The organism is Peptoniphilus raoultii (assembly GCF_900099555.1).
Taxonomy (GTDB): domain Bacteria; phylum Bacillota; class Clostridia; order Tissierellales; family Peptoniphilaceae; genus Peptoniphilus_A; species Peptoniphilus_A raoultii.
Genome location: NZ_FMWM01000002.1, coordinates 912,571 through 935,885, shown reverse-complemented (window position 1 = coordinate 935,885; position 23,315 = coordinate 912,571). Strand labels below are relative to the sequence as shown.

Below are 23,315 nucleotides of genomic sequence, written 5' to 3'. Positions count from 1 at the left end.
ATTTTCTTGATTTTTAAAAACTTAGGAATTTTAAAAGAGCAAGGCTTTTTCCCTGCTCACTTTTTTGAATATTTTAATTTTCTAATTCTATATTTTCATCTAACTTATAATTATTATTTATTTCTTTTCCATCAGCTTCTTCTACTGTTTCAGGAAATTTTGGTAGTTCTCCTTTTTTATAAATAATTAAACCACCCTTTTTGTCAAAATCTGCTTGATTAAATGATATCATGTCATTTTTATTATTAGTAACTAAAATACGTAATCCAAAATCATTTTCAACCTTTGCATCTGGGCCATAATAATTTTTAAGATAAGTTATTACCTCTTCCATTGATACTGAAAATTTATAGTCTTCCTCTTCTTCATTTTCTTGATTTCCTGTTTTTTTATTATCTATTAAATATTTTAAAGTTGCTACAACATCTCTGGCAGAATTATCGCCATAGTCCCCTGCCTTTTGATTTTTAATTATTTGTTTAACAGAAATTGCATGGTAGTGGTTTCCATGTAGCCAGTAAAATATATTTGATGTTTGCCCGTCTGATCCAAAAACTGGTAGGGTAGTATTTAAATTCCCATAATTTGTCATAGCTCTTAAATTGCCTAAATATGGTATAACACTACTTACAAGCCTTGGACTTACATCATCAATTGGAAAAATTTCTTCCTTATCTACATTAATATTAGAATGATCTTCGCCCTTTTCTACAATATACTCAGCATTTGGATAATGTTTTTTTGGATTTTCTCTAACAATTCCAACTTCCCTATCCCCAATATATAAATGCCAATGATCTCCATGGTCTATTATTTTTGTAATGCCCTTTGGCCACTTATTGTCAGTGTTTTCATTATTATTTTTCCCATGACTGCCTTGATACTCTTCTATAACTACAGAATTATAAACTCCTCCAATTTCTCCAAGATATTCGTAAGTTATATATTCTTTGTTATTATAATCGTAAATATGAAAATGATCCCCATGTTTTTTTATTTTCTTTATGCTTATATTTTGCAATTCACTTTTATTAATTGTCCTTATAAAAAATGAATTTTCATTATTATTTCCAAAATCAGGATAATTGGGGTAGGAAGGTCTTAAATTTTCATTCCAATTATTATTGTTCCAATTATTGTTAAAGTTGTTATTATTATTTAATCCATTTAAGGGTCCATGGCTTCCTTGATAAATTCCACGCTGTGCATTTGGGTACATTGAGCTTGGGTCTTCATAGGTTATAAATTCTTTTCCACTTGCTGTATAAACGTGATAATGGTCGCCATGCTTTAATATTTTAACTACTTCATTGGGATTATTTGACCTTTGATTAAAATTTTGTCCTAAATTACTTAATAAATTATTTTGATTAAGAGGGCTATTATTAAAGGCTAAATTATTAAAACCATTTAAAGACTTGCTATTATTAGAACCATGACTTCCAATATATGTCCCTATTTTTATATTTGGAAATAAACTGCTTGGGTCTTCATAGGTTATAAGTTCTTTTCCGTCTTTTGTGTAAACATGATAATGATCTTCATGTTTTAAAATCTTTTCTACATTTAGATTTTTTAAATCATTTAATCCAACAGCACTTATAAATTCAATTCCCTTATTTAAATTATTTTCATTATTTACCTTAGTAAGTTTTAAATTATTTTTGCTTCCATTACTTCCATGGCTACCAGTATAAGTTCCTATTTTTATATTTGGATAGGCCTTGCTTGGATTTTCATAAGTTATAAATTCTTCTCCAGATGCTGTATAAACATGGTAATGATCTCCATGCTTTAAAATTTTTACTACTTCATCAGAATTATTTTCTTTTGTAGGTCCAGGCAAAAATTTTTTACTAGTTTTTTTATTGGCAAGGACTTTGTCATGACCCTCATATTTTCCAATTTTTATATTTGGAAACATATCTTTAGGATTTTCGTAGGTCAAATATTCTTCTCCATCACTTGTGAAGACATGCCAGTGATTGCCATGAACTTTAATTTCTGAAACATCTAAATTTTTAAGCTGGTCAAGAGAAACTACACTTACCATTTCCATTTTTCCACCCATAGAATTTGGATCTGTGTAAGTTATATGTTCCTTGCCATCCTTTGTAAAAACGTGCCAATGGTCCCCATGTTCAATTACTTTTACAATATCATCCTTATTTATATCGCTGTCATCTAAAAGAACTTCTGTTGTGTCATCATCGATATATTTTTGATTTTCTTCTGACAGATTTTCGATTTTTGTATCTGGACTTTTACCAAACTCCCTTTGGCAAGCACCTAAATTAAGACTAAGACTTAAAAGTAGGGCTAGGGGCAAAATTTTACTATTTAAAAACTGCTTATTCATTTTTTTCTCCTTATTTTTTATTAAACATTAATGTAAATATTAAACTAACTACTCCTATTAAAACTATAACTGATCCTGGCTTTAAATTAAAATTATAAGAAATTAAAAGACCCAAGTACATATATAAAAGACAAAGACCAATTGACAAAATTAAAGCTCCCTTATAAGTTTTTGTAAGTGCCATTGCCGTTATAGATGGAATAATTAAAAGTGATGACACAATTAAAGACCCAATAGTTTTGGCAGCAAGGGAAATAGCAAGGGCACTTAAGATTGTAAAAATAAAATCTATAAGACCTGTTTTTATGCCCATTAATTTTGCACCTTCCCTGTCAAAAACTGATAAATATAAATCCTTATATATAAGGGAGTAAACAGCTAACAAAAGGACTGAAATTATTAAAACTCCATAAAATTCTCCCTTTGTAATTGTTACAATTGAACCAAAAAGAAAGGAAGAAATATTTGTCGCATTACCACTAAGACTTGAAAAAATTCCCGCAAGTCCAACAGAGGCCGATAAAATTACAAGAGTGGAAATCTCTTCATAGGCTTTTAATTTATTTCTAATAAATTCCACAAAAAGCCCGGCAAAAATACAGATGAAAATAGAACCGATTAGGGGATTTATGCCTGCAAAAATTCCAATAGTTACTCCTGCAAGAGAAGCGTGAGAAAGACTGTCGCCCATCATAGAAAGTCTTTTTAATAAAATTGTCATTCCAAGGCAAGGAAGAATTATCCCTAGAAGAGTCCCCACAATAAAGGCCCTTTGCATAAAATCATAGGACAAAATTTCAAGCATCTTCTTCCTCCCTCCTGAAAATTTTTAACTTTCCCCCTTCAAGTTTCAAAAGCTGATGGGCAAAGTCCCGAGCCTTTTGCAAATCATGGCTGACAAGTAAAATGGTCTTGCCATCTCTTGTAAAATTTTTTAAAAGAGAAAAAAATTCTCTTGAAAACTCATCATCGGTGCTTGCCGTTGGCTCATCTAATAAAAACAATTTTGCATCCTTAATTAGAGCAAGAGCAAGGGAAAGCCTTTGAAGCTGACCTCCAGAAAGTTCTTTCAAAGCCTTTTTCCTTTCCTTTAGAAGCCCTACCATTTCAAGATATTTTTCTATTGAATCTTTCTTTTTTAAATAGGAAAGATGAATTTTTAAAGCTTCTTCCACACTTGTTGGAAAATTTTTGTAGGATGAACTTTTATTTTGAGAAATATAGGCAAGGTCTTTGTGGTGGTTAGTAATTTTTATATCATCAGCAAATAAAAAAATTTGCCCCCTATAATTTTTTAAATTTCCTAAAATTAAATTTAATAGAGTTGATTTTCCAACACCATTTTTTCCAATTAAGCCATTAAATTCTCCCTTCTTTAGGGAAAAATTTATATCATCTAAAATTAACTTATGATCATAAGCAAAGGACAAATTTTTGACTTCTAAAATCTTATTCATTAAAAGATTTCACCAGTGCCTCTAAATTTTCTTCCATTAATTTTAAATATCCCCTTTCCATTTCTTCCTCTGTTAAATTTTCCATTGTATAAAGAGTTGCCGTCTTTGTATTTGTTTCCTTGGCAAGAGTTTCTGCAACTTTAGGTGTTGCCTTTCCCTCAAAGAAAATTGTTCCAATCTCATGACTTTTTACAAAATCTGCAATTGTTTTTAGCTGCTTAGCTGATGGCTCTTCCTCTGGAGAAATTCCAGTTACGGCAACTTGTTTTAAGCCATAATCCTTTGCCAAATAATTAAAGGCTGCGTGAGAAACAACAAAATATTTTTCCCCATGAACTTTTGAAAGTTCATCTTCAAACTTTTGGTCAAGAACTTGAAAATCTGCAAGAGCCTTTTGGAGATTTTCCTTATAAAAACTTTGATTTTCTGGATCTATTTCTAAAACTTTTTCATAAATCTCCTTTAATTCCACCATGGTGTTTTTTATGCTAAGCCAAGTGTGAGGATTTACTTTTTTTGTATCTTCAGAAATTTCATCTTTTTTTGCCAAAATCCTTAAGTTTTGTGATAAATCTAAAAATTTTGAATCATCACCTGCCGCATCCATGAGACTTGGAATAAAGGCCTCCATATTAGCTCCATTATAAATAATTAAATCGCCCTTAGAAATTTCAACCATATCCTTAGTTTGTAATTCAAAATCGTGGGGCTCCTGGCTGCCCTTAATAATACTTTTAATTTCCATTTTGTCCCCCACAATTCTTTTTGTCAGATCATAGACAGGAAAAAAAGTGGTGTAAATAATTTTTTTCTCCGAATTTTGACTTAATGCCAATTCCTTATTAGAAGCATTATTTAATTGACCTCCATTTTTATTTGTACAAGCACTTAAAAAAATTAAAAATAAAAGCCCTAGTAAAAAAATTTTTCTTTTCATATATCCTCCATTTAAAACATATTTATTGTTAATGATTTGCATTTACTTTCAGTATTATAAATCCATAAAAAATAAAAGTCAATGCAAATCATTCTCTTTTACTAAATTTTTATATACTTTCATTTTTGATTATTAAAATTAAATTTTCCTTTAGAAAAATATCAATAAAAAAACTTTGAAGATAAAATCTCCAAAGTTCAAGCTTATTATTTAAATTATTTTCTAAAAACGAACAAATACTCATGAGCAAGAAGTAGAAAATTATATTTTATACTTCTTGTTTTCCAAAATCCAGTTGCTCGACAATTATGCTGTTCTTTTAAAATTATTTCCTTTAGTTTAAATCCTGCATCTTGAAAGACCTTCATGGTCTCAAACCCGAGAGGAATTACATTTCCATTTTTCCTAGTATCACCAATAAGAATTGTGCAGAACTTACCCTTTTTTAAAACCCTATAAGATTCTTCTGAAACTTTTTTCATTTCTATCAAAAAATCTTTTATTTCAAGATGTGATAAATCACCTTCTATATCTTCACTATATCTTATTATATTAGCATAAGGGGGATGAGTACAAATAAAATCGATACTTTCATTTTTTAAAAAAGATAAATCCCTAGCATCTGCATTTTTTAAAGAAATATTTGAATTGCTTTTATATTCAAAATCAATTTTTTCTTTACAAATATCTAAAGAATTTTGATTTATATCAATCCCTATAATATTTCTATTAAGTAACTTTGCTTCAACAAGTGTTGTCCCTCCACCAATAAACTGGTCAAGAATTAGGTCTTGCTCTTTAGTATATCTTAATATCAAATTTCGAGGAATATACGGCGACCAATTCCCTCTATACTTAGCATCATGTGTGGCCCAACTACCCCTATCAGGAAACCCCCAAACTGTATTTAACTCAAGCTCAAAATTTTCAGGTTCAAAAGATTTTATTTTTTTATTCATAAGTCACCTATACAATTATCTCGTCTAAAATTCCACTATTTAAATCTTTGATATTATATATATGTTTCATATTATCAAAAGTTTCTTCAAGATTATTTCTCGCACTTTTCCAACCATAACCATCAGTAAACCATATAAATTCAGCCCCTTCTACATTTTTCATTTCAATTGCGATATTCTTATAGCTTCTTGCAGTCTCATTAAGCTTAGAGCCTTGCGAACTATAGAAATTTGCTTCAATTAAATAGGCACAAGTATTTGTTTTAATTACAAAATCAAACCTTTTAATTACTTTATCATTATTAGAAATATCTCCCAAGTCAATATTCCATTTAAGTTCAACATCTCGACTCCTCATCTCTTTAAAATATTCAAAACCATGTTCTTGACAATATTTACTTATGTGGGATTCTACAAGATTCTCCATAATATGACCGCCTCTATTTTTCCTAGAATTCGAATCTAGTCCAGTTTCTACTCCTGTAACATAATCCACTAAATCTTTAATTTTTGATTTTTCCATTAAAGAAAAAAGACCCGTCTTTTCCATAAAAATTCCATAATCAGAAAAATTCATATTCGGTTTATTAAAATTATAAATCAATTCCTTATCTTTATCTTTAATAAATATTTCATTAGACCTAACAGCTAATAAAATTGGTATGCATTTAAGAGTATCCGGATATTTTTTCACTAAATCAATAAAATCATGACTAATATTATTTGAACCTATCAAAGAATTTAAAATATTCAATTCAACTTTAATCGAATCTACATTTTTCAATATCTTTTCAAAGTCAGTATAATAGCTATAATCTGAAATGCTTGGTGAAAAAGTTGAAAACCACTCTTTAAAATTCCTATTCATATATATCCTCCTTAAATATTTGTAATTAATAACTCGTTTACAAAACCCCTTTTACTTGAATCACTATTAATAGACCTTTTTGCTGAAATTCTATAAATCTTAAAATCTGTATATAGATCATCAAAAAAATTATCATTTATGTCAGTATTTTTAGGATCGGAATTGCTTAAGATAAATTTTGCCCTTCTATTATCTATCATCTTTATAAAATTACTTAATTCTATTTGATCATAATCATTAAAATCACCTTTAGCATAAGATGTAAAACTTGATGAAGAACTTAGGGGTCTGTAAGGCGGATCTAGATAAACAAAAGTATTTTCATCAATGAACTCTAATGTGTTATTGTAGACTCCATTTAAAATAACTACATTCTTAAGCAACTTAGATATATTATATATATTGTCTTCATCAAATATTGAGGGATTTTTATAAGAGCCATAAGGAACATTAAAAAGTCCTTTTTTATTAACTCTATACAGCCCATTATAGCAAGTTTTATTTAAAAAAATAAAACTTGCAGCCATATCTGCTGTTTTAAAATCATTATTCTCAATATTTTTATTATAAATATTCCTTATTTCATAATAAAAGTCCGATCTTTTTGTTTGGCTTAAATCAAAGAAATATTTTTTTAATTCTCTCAATTTTTTAATTAAAATACTGGGATTTAATTGAATAAATTTATAAGTGCTTATAAGTTGTGCATTAATATCATTAATTATAATATTTTTTAAGGTAAATTTATTTAGAATATCAAATAATATAGCCCCACTTCCAACAAAAGGCTCTATATAAGTATCAATTTTTAAAGATTCAAAAGGATAAAATCTAGAAATTGCAGGAATTAATGCTCTTTTACCACCAGCCCATTTAATAAAAGGACTTACTGTAATATTGTTATTTTTTAAAAAAGAATTCTGTTCATTATAAGAATTTAATGATAATTTTTCCATAATTCACCTCTACTTCATAAGCATATTTCTAAATAGGTATATAAAAATTATAACATATGTTTACATAATAAAAAACTTTCACCATAACTAAAAACGTACAGGAAAAAAACAAAAAAAATTGACCTTAGACCTTTACATTTTCCCGAACTTTTAGTATAATACAGTCGGCTTCTAATTATCGCGGCAATATATATAGGAGTTTGATAAAATATGGCAAAAATGATGGATCCCAAATTCAAACAATCAAGAAGATTGGGATTAAATGTTTGTGGCCACCCCAAGGCTATGAAAAGAGCCGAAAGAGGTAGTGCAAGAAGTGATAAGAAATTAACTGAATATGGTAAGCAATTATTGGAAAAACAAAGACTTAGAGCTTACTACGGACTTCTTGAAAAACAATTTGTTAATCTTTTTAAAGAAGCTCAAAGAGTCCAAGGACAGACAGGTCCAAATCTTATTTCTTTCCTTGAAAGAAGACTTGATAATCTTTGCTATAGACTAGGCTTTGCTTCTTCAATAAGACAAGCTAGACAAATGGTTACTCACGGTCACATTCTTGTTAATGGACAAAAAGTTGATATTCCATCTTACAGATGTGAAGCAGGAGACGAAATTGCTCTTTCTCGTAAGGGCAAAAAGGTAGACCTTTTTAAAGAAAATTATAATACAGCTTTCCCTGTATCTTATCCATATCTTACTAAGGAAGAAGATTTTAAAGGAAAACTAGTTAGCCTACCTAATAGAGAAGATATTCCAATAGAAATTGAAGATCAATTAATCGTTGAATATTATTCTAAAAATATGTAATTAAAAGACTCCTTGAGAGTCTTTTTTTACTATCTTAAAGGTGATTTTATGGATGAATTAAATTACAAAAAATTAGTTTCAATTACAAATGAATTGCGTTTTGCCGAAATTTGTGAAATTTTAGAAGACAATGAAATTCCCTATCTCTATGATGATGAAGAGATTTATTTAAGACTTTTGACAGGATTTTCGAATTATGAAAAATCAATTTATGTTAGAGAAGAAGATTTTGATAAGGCAATAGAATTATTAGTATATTTTACTGAAGACTATGATTCAGAGAATTTATTTTTTGATGAGCAAGATGAATAGAGTGAATAAAAGAATTCCACCCAAGCACTTATGCAAGGGTGGATTTTTATTTGTCAATTATTGCGAAGGAAAATTCTGCTGTTGCCGCAAGTTTTCCGTCGACTTTTACTTGTGACTTAGCAAAGCCTACATTTAATTTTTTATCTATCATTTCTGTTTTTATTTCTAGCCTATCTCCAGGCACTAGCATTTTTTTAAATTTTGCATTTTTTAAGCTTGTAAATACTGCCAGTTTTTTTGGCTCTTTTGCTAAAATTGCTATGGCTCCTGTTTGGGCCATGGCCTCTAATATTAAAACCGCAGGCATTATTGGCCTTCCTTGAAAGTGTCCATGAAAAAATTCTTCATTTATTGTTAAATTTTTAATTCCAAGGGCCCACTTGCCCTCTTCCCCATCAATTATTTTATCCACCATTAAAAAGGGATATTTATGGGGAAGAATTTTTAAAATTTCATTTATTCCGTATTCCATTAAAGCTCCTTTATTATTACTGAAACATTATGCCCTCCAAATCCAAGAGAATTTGTCATGATATAGGTGATTTTTTTGTCAATGGCTTCCCCATTTATTTTTAAATCACATTCAGGATCTTTTTCCCTATAATTAATTGTTGGAGGGATAAAATTATTATTTAAGGCTAAAATTGATATGATTGTTTCCATAGCTCCACTTGATCCCAAAAGGTGGCCAGTCATGGATTTTGTTGATGAAACTGTTGGGTCTTTAAAAAGCTCCTTATAAATTTTTGCTTCTATTTTATCATTTAAATTTGTGGATGTTCCGTGGGCATTTATATAATCAATTTGATCAGGAGTTATCCTTGCTTCTTTTATGGCCTTTTCCATAGCTTTTTTAGCGTAAATTCCCGATTCAATAGGGGCAGTTATGTGGTAGGCATCAATTGCCGATTCAGCTCCAACTATTTCTCCATAAATTTTTGCACCCCTATTTTTTGCTCTTTCATATTCTTCCAAAACTAATACTGCTGCTCCTTCTCCCATAACAAATCCATCTCTTTCTCTGTCAAAGGGTATAGATGCCCTAGAAATTTCATCTGCCCTTGAAAGGGCCTTCATTGATTCAAAACCAAAAATTCCAAGTCTATTTATGGCAGCTTCTGCTCCGCCAACAAATACTAAATCATTATATCCGTCTTTAATATGTCTATAACCATCTAAAACTGCATTTAAAGATGAAGCACAGGCTGTAACAGAACATGATGAATATCCGTGAATTCCTAAATCAATTGCAATGTGGGCACATGTCATATTTGCAATTGCCTTTGGTATAAAAAAGGGAGAAATTTTTTCATAACCCCTTTGATTTGCCTTTTCCGCCTCTTCTTCAATTGTATGAAGTCCGCCAATTCCTGAGCCTATAATTATTCCAGCTTCTAAAATTTCTTCCCTTGAAAGTTTTGAATCTTCAAAAGCAAATCTTCCTGCTAAAATTCCAAAGGCATTTATCCTATCAAGTCTTCTCATTTCTTTTTTTGAAAAATATTCTTCTAGCTTTAGGTCAATTTCCCCTGCAAATTTAACTTGGGATTTTGAATTGTCAAAAGATTTTATTTCTTTTATGCCGCAGGTCCCATTTTTTAAAGATTTTGTGATTTCATCAAGACTATTTCCTATTGGAGAAACTGCCCCCATTCCTGTAACTACTACTCTTCTCATATAGCTCCTCCATCAACAATAATTTCCTTGCCGTGAATATAAGAAGCCTTATCTGATCCTAAAAATAAAACGGCATTTGCAACATCTTCTGCGCTTCCCAATTTTCCCACTGGTAAGGATTTTACGATTTCATCTTTTGAAAGATTTTTTGTCATATCACTTTCAATAAAACCTGGTGCAAGAGCATTAACATTTATATTTTTTCTTGCCACTTCCTTGGAAAGAGATTTTGTAAAGGCAATAACCCCAGCCTTTGATACAGAATAATTACACTGTCCCGGATTGCCAACAATTCCTGAAATAGATGCAATATTTATAATCTTTCCATATTTATTTTTTAGCATACTTTTTAATACAAGTTTTGACATATAAAAAACTGAATATAAATTTGTTTCTATAACATCCTTAAAATCTTCTACTTTCATTCTCAAAAGCAATTTATCCTTTGTCATTCCTGCGTTATTTACTAAGACATCAATTTTACCAAATTTTTCAAGGGCAGCGTCCACAACCTTTTGACATTCTTCAAAATTTTTAAGATCTCCTCTTAAAAAAATTACATTTTCGTCATCCTTAAATTCATCTAAGTTAGAAAGTTTATTTTCACTTCTATAGACTAGAGCCAAACCATAGCCCTCTTTTTTAAAGGCTCTTGCAATTGCAAGACCAATTTTTCCCGTTGCTCCACTTATTAATACACTTTTCATAAATTCTCCTTTAATTTTTTGTAAGAATCCAAATCATAAACTGACAATGTTTTTACAGACTTATCTATTTTTTTGACAAATTTTGTAAGGACATTTCCAAAACCAATTTCTATAAAGGTGTTAACACCATCAAGAATCATATTTTCAATAATTTCCTTAAAATTGACAGTATGGGAAACCTGCCTTGCCATAATCTCTTTTAAATCTTCTTCCTTAAATTTTCTGCCTGATAGATTTAAATACAAATTATTTTTCGGGTCTTTAAAGTCGATATCCTTAAAATATTCCCTTAAGTCATTTTCCACAGTCTTCATATAGGAAGTGTGAAAGGGCCCAGAAACTTTTAATTTAATGGCTTTTATTTTTTGATCTTTAAATTCTATAAGGGCCTTATCCAAAACATTTTTTGAACCTGAAACTACTATTTGGCCCTTGGTGTTAATATTTGAAACCTCTGCAAATTCAGCTTTTTCATTTAAAGATTCTAAAATTTTTCTCACTTTTTTTTCATCATCTGTCATAAGGGCATACATATCTGTAGAAAACTTTTGAGAAATTTCTTCCATCCTTTGGCCCCTATATTTTGCAATTTTAAAGGTATCTTCAAGGCTTAAAACACCTGACCTTTCAAGGGCTGCATATTCACCAATGGAAAGGCCGGCTGCAGCTTTTATATCTAGGTTGCAAAGAAGGTGCGAGATCATTGTTTCTAGGGCAATTAAACCAAGCTGAGTATTTTTTGTCCTTGTCAGCTCTTCCTCTTCCATATTAAAAATTTTTAAAATTTCGTCCCTGTCTTCTAAAGAATCAATAAATTCCTTTGCTTCCCTTAAATTTTCATAAAAGTCAAGGCCCATATTTTTTCTTTGTGACCCTTGACCTGCAAAAAGTATTCCTATCATTAAAAATAATCTCCTATTATTTCTTTAACGCTTCTTATTTTATTTATGCCGTCAATTTTTCCGCCGCTAAATACAAGACCCGACTGTCCTCTTGCAGATTTAATTAAATATTCTGTAATGCAGTATTTCATTGTTTTTCCATCGCAAGTCCTTATACATTTTATGCAAGGGAAATTTCTTGGCCTTATTTTTTTCTTATCAATATCATTTAAAAACCTATTTCTAACTGCCCTTGCTGGCATACCAACAGGTGAATTAATTATTTCTAAATCCCTATCAGATGCTGAAATTATTGTATTTTTAAATTCATCTGACCCGTCACATTCATAGCTGGCAATAAAAGGAGTTGCAACTTGAATGCCATAGGCTCCCATTTCTTTTAAATCTTCAAATTCTTTTTTTGTCCTTATTCCTCCTGCTGAAAAAATTTTTATGTCTAAAGAATTTTGGTCTAAATAAATTTTTATTTCTCTTGTAATTTCAAGTAGACTTTCAGAATTTAGGGGATCTTTAAAACCTAAATGGCCACCAGCTAGAGGCCCTTCAATCACAATAAAATCTGGCAACCTATTAACTTTTGCCCATCTTTTCAAAATTATTTTTAAGGCCCTTAGCCCTGAAACAACGGGGGCAATTAAAAGATTATAATCCTTAGTCAGTTCTGCTAAATTTAAGGGAAGACCTGCTCCTGAAACTATGGCATCAATGCCAAATTCTGCAGATTTTTTAACTAATCCCTCATAATCTTCACTTGCATACATAATATTTATGGCAACAAGGCCCTCACCCTCTGAAATTTTCTTTGCTCTTTCAATTTCTGCTTTTAATTCTTCATAATTATTTTTTTTTGAATTTTTAAAGAAATCTTTTTTTCTAAATCCTATATCCGCTGCAGAAATAGTTCCCATGCAGCCGCATTTTGCAACTTCACCTGCCAAATGGGAGAGAGAAATTCCAACGCCCATCCCCCCTTGGATAAGGGGAAATTTTAAATTATTCAGACTTTTCATAGGATTTTTTTATCCTTTCATAATCTCCATAAAATTTTTGAAAAAGTTCTTCAATTTTATAAATTTTATCAAGAGTTCCAACAACTTCGCCTGCCATTATTGAACCCTCTTCCATATCGCCATTAAAAACGGCCTTTTTTAAGGCTCCTAAAGTTAGCTTTTCAAGTTCAAGTTTATTTCCTTCTTCCCTTTCTAGGTTCAAATATTTTCTTGCCATTTTATTTTTCAAAACCCTTGTCCTGTAACCATTTGTAGTCCCAATTACAGTTACATTTGAAGACTTGGCTTGTAATAACCTATTTTTATAATTTTCGTGAATGGGACACTCTTCTGTAAAAAGCATGGAAGTTCCAAACTGTATGCCAGATGCTCCCAAAACTTCAGCTGCAAAAATTTGTCTGCCACTTGCAATTCCTCCTGCTGCAATCACAGGGATTTTTACTTTTGTTGCAACTTCTGGCAAGAGAACCATTGTTGAAAGCTCGCCAATGTGGCCTGCGGCTTCTTCTCCTTCCACTATAATTCCGTCAGCTCCCAGTCTTTCCATTCTAATGGCAAGACTTGTGTTTGAAACTATGGGAAATACAATTATTCCTCTTTCCTTAAATCTTTTCATAAATTTGCCAGGATTTCCTGCTCCTGTTGTTATAAATTTAATGTCTTCAGAAATTACCAGGTCTACTAATCTATCTATTTCTGGATTTAAGAGCAATAAATTAACCCCAAATAATTTATCAGTATTTTCTTTTGCAATGGCAATCTCTTTTTTAAGGTCTTCTGCATCCATGCCGCCAGTTCCTATTAATCCTAGACCTCCTGCATTTGAAACATCTGAAGCAAATTTCCCCTTAGAAATATTTGCCATTCCCCCTTGGATAAAGGGATATTTTATATTTAAAATTTTATCTAATCTCATTTTCTCCCCTAACTATACATGTCCCATATGTTAAACCGCCACCAAAACCAGCAAGTAAAATATTCTTTCCCCTTAGGCTATCTTTTTCATATAAATCAGCAAGAGCCATGGCAATTGAAGCCGATGATGTGTTGGCGTAATTTTTTATATTTGAATAATAATTTCCTGGTATTTTTTTCTCAATAAAATTTATGATTCTTTCATTTGCCTGATGCAAAATAAAAAGATCAATTTTTTGGTCTGCCCTCTTTAAAACTTTTTCTATAGATTTTGGCATGACGCTTGTAGCAAAGCGAAAAACTTCTCTGCCTTCCATTTTTAAGTAGCCCTCATCACTTTTTAGGGTCAAAAATTTTTCATCGGAAATTGTGCCAAGATCCTTATAAAATTTTTCCTTGCTTTTTTCATAGAGGCAAGCTCCAGCGCCGTCTGCAAAAATTATTGCTGTTGTCCTGTCCTTAAAATTAGTAAAGTTTGATAATTTTTCTGCTCCAATAACCAGAGCATATTCGCCAGCCCTTAAGTAAGACTCTGCCAAAATTGTTCCTCCCACAAAACCTGTGCATGCAATATTTAGGTCAAAGGCCAAAATTTCCTTTTCAAGACCAAGCCTACCTTGAAGGATGGCCGCAAGTGACGGGACAATAAAATCTCCGCCAACAGTTGAAACAATTAAAAGTCTAATTTTTTTCTTTTCTTCATCTGTGAGCTTTAAATTTTCTGCTGCCTCCTCTGCCATTTGGCTCAAGGGTTTTTCAGAAAAAAATCTTTTTTCAATGCCCGTCCTTTTAACAATCCATTCATTTGAAGTGTCTAACATTTTTTCAAAATAAAAATTGTCATAAAATTTATCCATTTTTAACTTGGCAGCTTTTTTTATAATTAGCCCCACAAGTCATACCTCCTATGCCTTTTTTTTAAAAGTTCTTCCTCATCTAATTTTTTTAGGTCCTTAAAATTTTTAAGAAGGGATTTTCTTAAGTCCCTATAAACCCTGTCAAAATTTAAATAGAGAGGATCAATTTTTTCGCCAATAATTTCATTGCAAATTCCATTTTTAAGCATATCTTGGGCAGTAAATTTTAAAAGTTTAGCAGCTTCTTTTATTTTGCTTGCGTCCCTAAAAATAATTGACCCAAAACCTTCTGGCGATAAGATTGAAAAAACTGAATTTTCAAGCATAATTAAATAATCACAAAGGGAAAGAGAAAGAGCACCACCTGAATATCCTTCAGATGTTATTATTGAAATTACCGGAACTTTTAGACCAGACATTGTTAAAAGTGAAGAGGCAATGGCATTAGACTGACCATTTCTTTCAGCTTCCACTCCTGGATAGGCCCCTGGAGTATCAATAATTGTTAAAATAGGCGTCTTGAATTTTTCCGCCTGCTTAAAAATTCTTATGGCCTTTCTAAAACCCTCTGGACTAACCATGCCGAAATTTCTTTCAATTTTTTCCTCTAGAGAATTTCCCTTATCTATTGCCACAAAAGAAATTTTTAGGTCCTTGATTTTTCCAATTCCGGCAATAACCGAGGGGTCTTCTCCTCCCTTTCTATCACCCTTAAAGATTATTTTTTCATCTAAAAGACCATTTAAAAAATCTCTAGCCTTAGGCCTATTTTTTTCACGAGCCAAAAATAATTTATCAAGACTTGTCAGTTCATGCTTTTTTATTTTGTCAAAGGCATATTCCCTGTAGTCTTCCATGTCAATTCTTCCAGCTTCAAGTTTATTATAAAAACTTGTGTAAATATCCTTAATACTCATCTTAAACCTCATAAAAATCCAAAAGCCTAGCTAAATAGGGTCTGAAATTATTTCTTTCAAGAATATCATCTAAAAATCCAAAATCCAAAACTTCCTTAGGACTTTGAAAATTTTTAGGCAAAGTTACATTTAAAGTCTTTTCAATGACCCTTGGTCCTGAAAAACCAATTCTTGCTCCCTTTTCTGCGAGAATAATGTCACCTAAACTTGCAAAAGAAGCAGAAACTCCGCCCATTGTTGGATTTGTTAAAATTGATATATAAAGGCCATCTTTTAAAAATTTATAAAGAGAATTTACTGTGTTTGCCATTTGCATAAGGGAAAAAATTCCTTCCTGCATTCTGGCTCCTCCGCTTACAGCAAAGGAAATGAGAGGTAGTTTTTCTTCCCCGGAAAGTTCAATTGCACTTTTTATTAATCTTCCTGTGTTCTTTCCCATAGACCCCATAAAAAACTCACTTTCCATAACAAAAATTATACAGCTATGACCTTCAATTTTTCCTCTTGCAATAATTAGGGCCTCATTTAAGCCAGTTTCCATATGGGCCTTTAAAAATTTTCTGTCATAATCAGGAAAGTCCAAAGGATTTTCAAAGGGCATTTCCTTTTCTATAATTTCATATTCTGAATCTAAAATATTATCTAACCTCTTTTTGGCAGGCATAGGAAAATAATGACCACAGGAGCAGATATAAGAATTTTTGCAAAGCTCTTCAATTCCTATATGCCTTCCACAAGCTGGACATTTTTTTAATTTTTTATATTTGGCCTTTATTTTAGAAAGGTTTCTCCCCTCCCTAATATCCTTTAAAAGCCTAGTCCTGTCTTTCCAAATATTTGTCATGAAATTCTCCCATTATTTTTAATATTTCTTTTTCATTTTCAAAAAGAAAATTGGTGGTGTAATTTCCCCTTAAAAATTCATAAATATAGCAAATTGTGTAAACATACCATAAATTAGTTTGAACTCCCGTAATGACAAGTTCCTCTAAGGCTCTCCTAAGTTTTTTTATAGCAAGGGACCTGGTTTTATCCATTACAATTAATTTCCCAATCATAGAATCATAAAAGGGACTAATATTTAAACCTTGATATAGATCAGAGTCAAATCTTGTGTCCATGCCAGAAGGCCCGTGAAAAAATTCAAGACTTCCACTTGAAGCCTTAAAATTATTAAAGGGATCTTTGGCAATTATTCTCGCTTCAATGGCATGACCATGAATTTTTATGTCCTCATTTTTTATTTTTAATTTAAGACCAGCTGCAATTTTTAACTGCTCTTTTATAAGGTCAATACCTGTGACCATTTCACTTACGGGATGCTCAACCTGAATTCTTGTGTTCATTTCAATAAAATAAAAATTTTCGTCCCTATCTACTAAAAATTCAACAGTCCCTGCATTTTTATACTTACAGGCCTTGGCAGCATTTATGGCAGCTTTTTTTAATTTTTCCCCAAGTTCATTTGAAATGTTAGGGGCTGGTGATTCTTCAATCATCTTTTGATTTTCTCTTTGAATTGAACAGTTTCTTTCTGGAAGGGCGATTACATTTCCAAAGTCATCTGCCAAAATTTGAACTTCAATATGCCTTGGATTTTCAATGAATTTTTCCAAATAAATAGAATCATCCTTAAAAGATGACCCAGCTTCGAGCTTAACAATTTTAAAAAGGTTTTGCATTTCTTCCCTTGAAGAAACTTTTCTAATCCCCTTGCCACCGCCACCAACTGCAGCCTTTAATAAAACGGGGTAACCAATTTTTTCTGCAATTTTTAGGGCCTCGTCCACATTTTTTACATTTCCGTCAGAACCTGGCACAGTTGGAACTTTTAATTTTTTTACACTTGCTATAGCATAGGACTTATTGCCCATATTTTTTATTGTTTCAGGATCAGGGCCAATAAATTTTATGCCTTCCCCTTCAAGGGCAAGGGCAAATTCATAGGATTCAGATAAAAAGCCATAGCCTGGATGGACTCCGTCACAATTTAAGGCCCTGGCAACAGTTATTAATTTGTCTATATTTAAATAAGATTTTTGGGCAGGAGCTCTTCCTATGCAAACTGCCCTATCCGCAAATTTAACGTCAAGAGATTCCCTATCCGCCTCAGAAAAAACTGCAACAGTTTCTATTCCCAGTTCCCTAGCAGACCTTAAAATTCTTAGGGCAATTTCTCCCCTATTTGCAATTAAAATTCTCTTTAACATTTTTCCATCTCAAAAATCACATCACCCTCGCCAACAAGGTCTTCATTTTTAAAATTAATTTTTCTAATGAAGCCGTCAAAGGGAGCCTTAAGTTCATTAAAAACTTTCATTGCCTCTAAAATACAAAGCACATCTCCCTTTTTAACCCTTGAGCCTGCCGCTACAAAATTAGCTTCGTCAGGTGAAGATGCAAAATAAATTATGCCTACAATTGGCGATTTAATTTCTTCAAAATTACTTTTTTCTTCCCTAGTAATTTTTTCAAATCCTTCATTTTGGGAAATTGAACTTTCAAAAAAACTTTCCCCATTTTGAGCAAAGGCCTTTTCCATTTCCACTTCAAAATCCTTATTTTTAAATTTAATTTTTCCAAGATTTGAATTTACAAATTTATCAAAAATACTTTCAAAATCAGTCATTGTCTTTTTCTTTTTCAACAAAATCTACAAGATCTTTAACACTTTTAAATTTTTCTAATTCTTCATCAGGAATAGAAATACTAAATTCTTCTTCCACAGCCATGGAAATTTCAACTGCATCAAGAGAATCAGCTCCCAAATCATCTGCAAGGCTTGCTTCCAACTTAACTTCTTCTGGGCTCACACCTAAATTTTCTACAATAATATCTTTAATTTTTTCAAATGTCATTTTTCTTCTCCTTTAATTTCATGTTTTAATTTCATTGAATAGTTTACATAGTTTTTTTAACTATGTCAATACTTTTTAAAAATTACAATCTATTAATTTTAAAAAGAGGCAAAAAAATACAGCTTAAAATTTTTAAGCTGTAAATTTCAAAACAAAGTATCTAAACACTTTCTATCCACTTGACAATATTTTTATCAAATATGTTTTTTCTTTCTTTTTCATTAAATAAAGGTAATCCTAAAATAATATAGTCCTTATTTGCAGTTATTGTTGTATTTTTAATTTCATGCTTTTCTTCTATCTCTAACAAAAACTTTTCTTTCCACTCATCTTTTTCTAGTAAGTGCTCCCCTTTAGGTTCTATATAAACTTGAAAACTCGAATTTTTATCTATTTTTTCTTTTTCAACAAAAAGTAAAAAGTCAGGTTCAAATCTTTCTCCATCTGCAAAGGAATATATGGCGAGATCTGGTATTCTTTCATTTCTTACAAGAAAAAATTTAAGACCTCTTTCTTCAAGTTTTGGTTTTATTTCTCTGTTAAAATATTGTATAAAAAGTTTTTCTTCGCTCGTACCATAATTATCGTTAAAAACATACCAATCCATATAAAATAAACTTAGTTGATAATTCTTATTTGGGTTATCATTTTGAGATTTACCAAGACCACCATTTTCATCTACACTTGATATATAAATAGACTTATTTTTTATAACTTCAGATAATTTTTTAGGATAAAAAGTTTTTGAGCCTTCATATTCAGGTTTTAAGCTTAAAATATATGATGAAATATTATTAAAAGCACGGATAAGTCCATTAAAAATATCTTTCCCATTTATTTTTTTGCTACTGTATGAAACTTCTAATGTGTTTTCTCCAAGAAATTTATCACTTGTTAAAAATTCCCTCATACTTTTAAGATGGGGATATTTTTCCTTAAGAACAGAAAATTTTAGTTCGCTATAACTTTCTGCTGCACCTAGCAAAATATTATAATCAATATCCTTAAACTTAATGCTTTTTGTGAATATATCTTTTTCAGATGCTAAAAAATTTTCATCATCCCCAAACAAAATATTAATATGACCTTTAGCATCTCTTACAGTATAAGAATGCAGAGTGTTTTTTTTGCTTCCTTCAAGTTCTCTAACGTTTGACCTGTCTTTTAAAACTCTTTTGTTAGAAAATACATATCCCTTTTTATAGATATCAGACTCTTTAAAAGAATCTTTAAGTTCATAAGTTAATTTTACAGGCTCCTTATCTTCCATGCCCGTTTCAATTAATGCTGCTCTTAATTCTGCAATATATCGTGAATCATCTCTTGAATGAAAATACATAGTTTCAAGTATTCTATTAGGATTATCTAAATCAAAATCATACTTTCTTTTATACTTTTCCTGAGTTTCTTCAACTTTGAATGGGCAATATCTAGCACCACGACCAATAAGCTGTGCTTCTTTTATAGTGTAAGACCCAATTTTACCCGCCTTACCAGAACCTTGACGTGTATCATAAAGCCTAACAATATCAAATAAATTTAAAACATCCCAACCTTCATTAAGCATATCTACTGCAAATATAAAACGGATTGGATTATCCTTATCTTCAAGTGAATTTATTTGAAGTTGCTGATCTTTTGTATTATCGCTTGCTCCATTCATAATAATGGCTTTTTCTTCTGAAAAGCTGTCTTTAAGAGAGTTAATTAAAAGCATAAATGAAGAATCTTTTACTTTAAAATAATCAAGTGCATCATCTAATTCTTTAATTTCTGAATTATATAACTTATTAATATCACCTATAGTTAAATTCTTTATTTTTTTAAAAAACTCGTCATAAAAACTTTCCGATTCCTTAATTTTTTGCGATTTAAATAATACGACAGGCTTTATATTTACATGAGCATCACTAAAAAGATATTTCCTATATTCGCTCATGATAATAGCCATTAAGGCTCTTTCCCACAAGTTAGAGTTAGTAGCAAAGTTTTGAAAGTCTTTTGTGTAACCACTTTTACGGAAATTAAGTAGGGGATAATTGTAAATAATCTTATCCATATACTTTGCTTTTACATTCTTATCTTTAAGATCCGCCGTCGCCGTAAATTCAAGCATAATGTGATCTTTATTTCTTGCAAAAGCACTCATAACAGAATACTCCCAAGAATTTTTATCTGCCTCTTCATCTTTTGTTAATTTTTTAGTATTTGAATTAACATGGTGGGACTCATCAGAAATAAATACTATCTTTTTGTCTTCAAAATCTCTATAACTTATGGAGTTCTCTTTAGGCGTAACTAAATCCATGTGGAGCTTTTGAGTTGTTGTAAAGTAAATATTAATATCATTTGAAGATTTGTCTAAGCCCATAAAGTTATCCACTTCATTAATCTTTACTTTTTCGCCTAAATACTCTATAAGGTCCTTAAATAAATATTTGCCGGAAAGATTATTTAAAAAGTTTTCTTTCGTTTTTTCTAAAATATTTGTTTGATTTACAAAAAATAGAAAATTTTTGTATCCTCTTATATATAAATATAGGATAAGACCCGCCATTATGACAGTTTTACCAGATCCCGTTGCCATGTGAAAAAGCGTGTGTATTTGCTTGTTTTTTGAAAGTTCATCATTTTCTAGATAAGTTATAAAATATTTTAAAGCATCTTTTTGATATTCTCTTAAAACAATCTTATCAGCTAAAGCTTTTTCTATAAATTCTGGCAAATCTTTTAAAAGACCAAATTTATTTATAGAATCTAAATCCTCATACAAAAACTTATCCATTAATCATGCACCTCATAAAAAGACCTTGTAAATTTCTTTTCATCTTCACTTATCTTGTAATCTTCATTATCAATGTCTGAATAATTTACATAGAGTTTATTTTTATCGATTAATTTAATAAGAGCTTTTTTCTTATCTTCAAGTGATAAGTTTTCAAAATCACTATCCACTTCTTCAAGCTCTTGTGTCATGACATAAGGTATTATACGGTCGTCCTTGTAAATTTTTGTTTTTATATCTTCTATCGTGATTTCATTTGCATTTTGAATAAGCTTTATAAGTTCATTAGCATTTTCTTTTAGCTCACAGTAAACAAAAGAACCGCCACCTTGCCAGTTAACAGATTTTGAAATGCCACCTTGTTCGCCGTCAAGAACTTTTTTAAGTCTTTCAACTGTAATATCCTTAATGTAGTCCATTTGTTCAATACCAATATAACTGCGACCCATCTTGTGGGCAACAGCTGCTGTTGTACCACTGCCTACATGATAATCTAGGATTAGATCACCTTCTTTTGTTCCTATTTGAATAATTCTCTTTAAAAGTTCCTCTGGTTTTGGGAAGTTAAATACTTTTTTCCCAAATAGTTCTCTAAGATGAACCGTTCCTCTTTCTGAATTTACTTCTTTATCCCACCACACAGATCTTGACATTTGAGTATTATCACGATATTTTTCTACTATCATATATCTATCATTTTCTTTCATAGCTTTACCAACTATATTAATATTTAAATTTTCTTCTGATTTTTCTTTTCCCCATCTCCATACAGTTTGAATCCCCATTGATTTTGCTGGCATTACTTCTATATATCCTTCTTTTGGAACAAGTGATAATTTTAGAAATCCGTTATCTACTTCTTGATTAGGGTTTATATAAAATGGATAACATAAATTAGGCCTATTTCCTATATGAAAAGCTGTATTTCTATTTCTAAGTTCTCTAACTTCATAACCACTTACGCTATCTTCAAAAGGAAAGATTTTTTCAGGATTAGCAATTTTATATAAATTAATATTTTCCCTTAATTTTGAATATACATGTATGAACTCATGCATATTTGCAATTCCACCATAATCTCTGCCTCTAGGATTATTTACAACTGTTATAGTTTCAATAAATTGACTATTTCCAAAAACTTCATCCATTAACACCTTTAAATATGCTTGTTCGTTATCATCACATTGCACAAAAATTACTCCATCATCTTTTAGTAATTTTTTTGCAATTTCAAGTCTGTTTTTCATAAATGTAAGCCAGCTAGAGTGGTTGAAAGAGTCGTTATAATTAAAAGAGTCGCTACCTGTATTATAGGGAGGATCGATATAGATGCACTTAACTTTGCTCTCATACCTTTTAAGAATGCTTGTTAAGGCGATTAAATTATTTCCCTTTATAATTAAATTATCATCTTCATTAAAAGTTATATTTTCTTCAAATCCGTCTTTTTTATATCTTTTTGCATTTGTGAAGACTTTTGGGTCTAGCATTCTTCTTATTTCATCTGATGCTAAGATTTCATTGTAAAAAATCTCTTCTCTTTTTTGGTCATCCTTGTCTTGTCCTCCTTGAAGCACACAGTCTTTGTATGGAAAATCTAAAACAATGTCATTTTTACTTGAAATAAAATCTCCACCGCTTGTAAGTCCTATTTTATTTGTATAAGCGGTATAGGAATCAGGGAGAAACTCTTTTGAATCAATTAGCCAAGCAAATTTTTGCTTGTCAAAAACAAGGGTATCTTCCACTCTTACAAAAAATGTATCTTTAATCTCTTCATCTGATAATAAAAGCCTTATCAAATCTTTATCCATTGTCATAATATCTGAATAAACTTTTGCCTTTAAAAGCTCCCCATCTTCTGATATGTATTTTTCTTGACTTTTTAATAATTTAGCAACTTTTTCAAAAATATTTTCTTTCATTTATACTACTCCATAATTTTTTATTACTTTATTTATTATTACTGTATAAAAACTATTATAATTTATTTTTAAAATAAAACCAAATTAAACAAAAGAGGACAGCCTTA

General features: G+C 30.7%; 23 protein-coding genes. 2 read left to right on the top strand and 21 right to left on the bottom strand.

The window, feature by feature from the left end:
- Window positions 1–73: 73 nt before the first annotated feature.
- From BQ4446_RS04495 to BQ4446_RS04465, 7 genes are all read right to left on the bottom strand, one after another.
- A complete protein-coding gene (locus tag BQ4446_RS04495; protein WP_071027003.1) occupies window positions 74–2,359 on the bottom strand; it encodes a hypothetical protein in 2,286 nt (761 codons plus the stop codon).
- Between the two features lie 10 nt (window positions 2,360–2,369).
- Complete coding sequence (locus BQ4446_RS04490; RefSeq protein WP_071027002.1) at window positions 2,370–3,164, bottom strand: metal ABC transporter permease; 795 nt, start codon at window positions 3,162–3,164, stop codon at window positions 2,370–2,372.
- A complete protein-coding gene (locus BQ4446_RS04485; RefSeq protein WP_071027000.1) occupies window positions 3,157–3,816 on the bottom strand; it encodes a metal ABC transporter ATP-binding protein in 660 nt (219 codons plus the stop codon). Before BQ4446_RS04485 ends, BQ4446_RS04490 begins: the two co-directional genes overlap by 8 nt.
- Window positions 3,809–4,753 (bottom strand): metal ABC transporter solute-binding protein, Zn/Mn family, encoded by a 945-nt coding sequence (locus BQ4446_RS04480; protein WP_071026998.1) that lies wholly within the window; start codon window positions 4,751–4,753, stop codon window positions 3,809–3,811. The genes BQ4446_RS04485 and BQ4446_RS04480 overlap by 8 nt, the downstream gene beginning before the upstream one ends.
- Before the next feature lie 215 nt (window positions 4,754–4,968).
- A complete protein-coding gene (locus tag BQ4446_RS04475) occupies window positions 4,969–5,712 on the bottom strand; it encodes a TRM11 family SAM-dependent methyltransferase (RefSeq protein WP_071026996.1) in 744 nt (247 codons plus the stop codon).
- 7 nt (window positions 5,713–5,719) lie between these two features.
- On the bottom strand, window positions 5,720–6,580 hold the full coding sequence (locus BQ4446_RS04470) for a type II restriction endonuclease (RefSeq protein WP_071026994.1): 861 nt from the start codon (window positions 6,578–6,580) through the stop codon (window positions 5,720–5,722).
- 11 nt (window positions 6,581–6,591) lie between these two features.
- Complete coding sequence (locus BQ4446_RS04465) at window positions 6,592–7,536, bottom strand: DNA adenine methylase (RefSeq protein WP_071026992.1); 945 nt, start codon at window positions 7,534–7,536, stop codon at window positions 6,592–6,594.
- Between the two features lie 210 nt (window positions 7,537–7,746).
- Between BQ4446_RS04465 and rpsD the strand changes: the two genes are divergently transcribed.
- On the top strand, window positions 7,747–8,343 hold the full coding sequence (gene rpsD / locus BQ4446_RS04460) for a 30S ribosomal protein S4 (protein ID WP_071026990.1): 597 nt from the start codon (window positions 7,747–7,749) through the stop codon (window positions 8,341–8,343).
- A gap of 48 nt (window positions 8,344–8,391) precedes the next feature.
- Window positions 8,392–8,655, top strand: a complete 264-nt coding sequence (locus tag BQ4446_RS04455; RefSeq protein ID WP_071026988.1) for a putative signal transducing protein — start codon at window positions 8,392–8,394, stop codon at window positions 8,653–8,655.
- Between the two features lie 46 nt (window positions 8,656–8,701).
- On the opposite strand, the gene fabZ is transcribed toward BQ4446_RS04455, so the two are convergent.
- The 14 genes from fabZ to BQ4446_RS04385 all read right to left on the bottom strand — a co-directional run bounded on the left by fabZ (window position 8,702) and on the right by BQ4446_RS04385 (window position 23,208).
- A complete protein-coding gene (gene fabZ / locus BQ4446_RS04450) occupies window positions 8,702–9,127 on the bottom strand; it encodes a 3-hydroxyacyl-ACP dehydratase FabZ (protein WP_071026986.1) in 426 nt (141 codons plus the stop codon).
- Window positions 9,127–10,332 carry a beta-ketoacyl-ACP synthase II gene (gene fabF / locus BQ4446_RS04445; protein ID WP_071026984.1) on the bottom strand — a complete coding sequence of 402 codons (1,206 nt, stop codon included), beginning with the start codon at window positions 10,330–10,332 and terminating at the stop codon, window positions 9,127–9,129. The genes fabZ and fabF overlap by 1 nt, the downstream gene beginning before the upstream one ends.
- A complete protein-coding gene (fabG, locus tag BQ4446_RS04440) occupies window positions 10,329–11,039 on the bottom strand; it encodes a 3-oxoacyl-ACP reductase FabG (RefSeq protein WP_071026982.1) in 711 nt (236 codons plus the stop codon). Before fabG ends, fabF begins: the two co-directional genes overlap by 4 nt.
- Window positions 11,036–11,941 carry an ACP S-malonyltransferase gene (locus BQ4446_RS04435; protein ID WP_071026981.1) on the bottom strand — a complete coding sequence of 302 codons (906 nt, stop codon included), beginning with the start codon at window positions 11,939–11,941 and terminating at the stop codon, window positions 11,036–11,038. Before BQ4446_RS04435 ends, fabG begins: the two co-directional genes overlap by 4 nt.
- Window positions 11,941–12,951, bottom strand: coding sequence for an NAD(P)H-dependent flavin oxidoreductase (locus BQ4446_RS04430; protein ID WP_071026979.1), 1,011 nt, complete (start codon window positions 12,949–12,951; stop codon window positions 11,941–11,943). Before BQ4446_RS04430 ends, BQ4446_RS04435 begins: the two co-directional genes overlap by 1 nt.
- Window positions 12,935–13,867 carry an NAD(P)H-dependent flavin oxidoreductase gene (locus BQ4446_RS04425; RefSeq protein ID WP_071026977.1) on the bottom strand — a complete coding sequence of 311 codons (933 nt, stop codon included), beginning with the start codon at window positions 13,865–13,867 and terminating at the stop codon, window positions 12,935–12,937. The genes BQ4446_RS04430 and BQ4446_RS04425 overlap by 17 nt, the downstream gene beginning before the upstream one ends.
- Entirely contained in the window at window positions 13,854–14,759 is a 906-nt protein-coding gene (locus tag BQ4446_RS04420) for a beta-ketoacyl-ACP synthase 3 (RefSeq protein ID WP_071026976.1), read from the bottom strand. The genes BQ4446_RS04425 and BQ4446_RS04420 overlap by 14 nt, the downstream gene beginning before the upstream one ends.
- The gene (locus BQ4446_RS04415) at window positions 14,750–15,640 is read right to left on the bottom strand and encodes a carboxyl transferase domain-containing protein (protein WP_071026974.1); all 891 of its coding nucleotides are present in this window, start codon (window positions 15,638–15,640) and stop codon (window positions 14,750–14,752) included. Before BQ4446_RS04415 ends, BQ4446_RS04420 begins: the two co-directional genes overlap by 10 nt.
- A gap of 1 nt (window position 15,641) precedes the next feature.
- Window positions 15,642–16,484 (bottom strand): acetyl-CoA carboxylase carboxyltransferase subunit beta, encoded by an 843-nt coding sequence (locus tag BQ4446_RS04410; protein ID WP_071026972.1) that lies wholly within the window; start codon window positions 16,482–16,484, stop codon window positions 15,642–15,644.
- On the bottom strand, window positions 16,456–17,850 hold the full coding sequence (locus BQ4446_RS04405) for an acetyl-CoA carboxylase biotin carboxylase subunit (RefSeq protein ID WP_071026970.1): 1,395 nt from the start codon (window positions 17,848–17,850) through the stop codon (window positions 16,456–16,458). The genes BQ4446_RS04410 and BQ4446_RS04405 overlap by 29 nt, the downstream gene beginning before the upstream one ends.
- Complete coding sequence (locus tag BQ4446_RS04400; RefSeq protein WP_245149665.1) at window positions 17,844–18,287, bottom strand: acetyl-CoA carboxylase biotin carboxyl carrier protein; 444 nt, start codon at window positions 18,285–18,287, stop codon at window positions 17,844–17,846. The genes BQ4446_RS04405 and BQ4446_RS04400 overlap by 7 nt, the downstream gene beginning before the upstream one ends.
- Window positions 18,262–18,498 carry an acyl carrier protein gene (gene acpP, locus BQ4446_RS04395; RefSeq protein ID WP_071026968.1) on the bottom strand — a complete coding sequence of 79 codons (237 nt, stop codon included), beginning with the start codon at window positions 18,496–18,498 and terminating at the stop codon, window positions 18,262–18,264. Before acpP ends, BQ4446_RS04400 begins: the two co-directional genes overlap by 26 nt.
- A 160-nt stretch (window positions 18,499–18,658) precedes the next feature.
- A complete protein-coding gene (locus tag BQ4446_RS04390; RefSeq protein WP_071026966.1) occupies window positions 18,659–21,283 on the bottom strand; it encodes a DEAD/DEAH box helicase family protein in 2,625 nt (874 codons plus the stop codon).
- On the bottom strand, window positions 21,283–23,208 hold the full coding sequence (locus BQ4446_RS04385) for a DNA methyltransferase (protein ID WP_071026964.1): 1,926 nt from the start codon (window positions 23,206–23,208) through the stop codon (window positions 21,283–21,285). The genes BQ4446_RS04390 and BQ4446_RS04385 overlap by 1 nt, the downstream gene beginning before the upstream one ends.
- Window positions 23,209–23,315 lie beyond the last annotated feature (107 nt).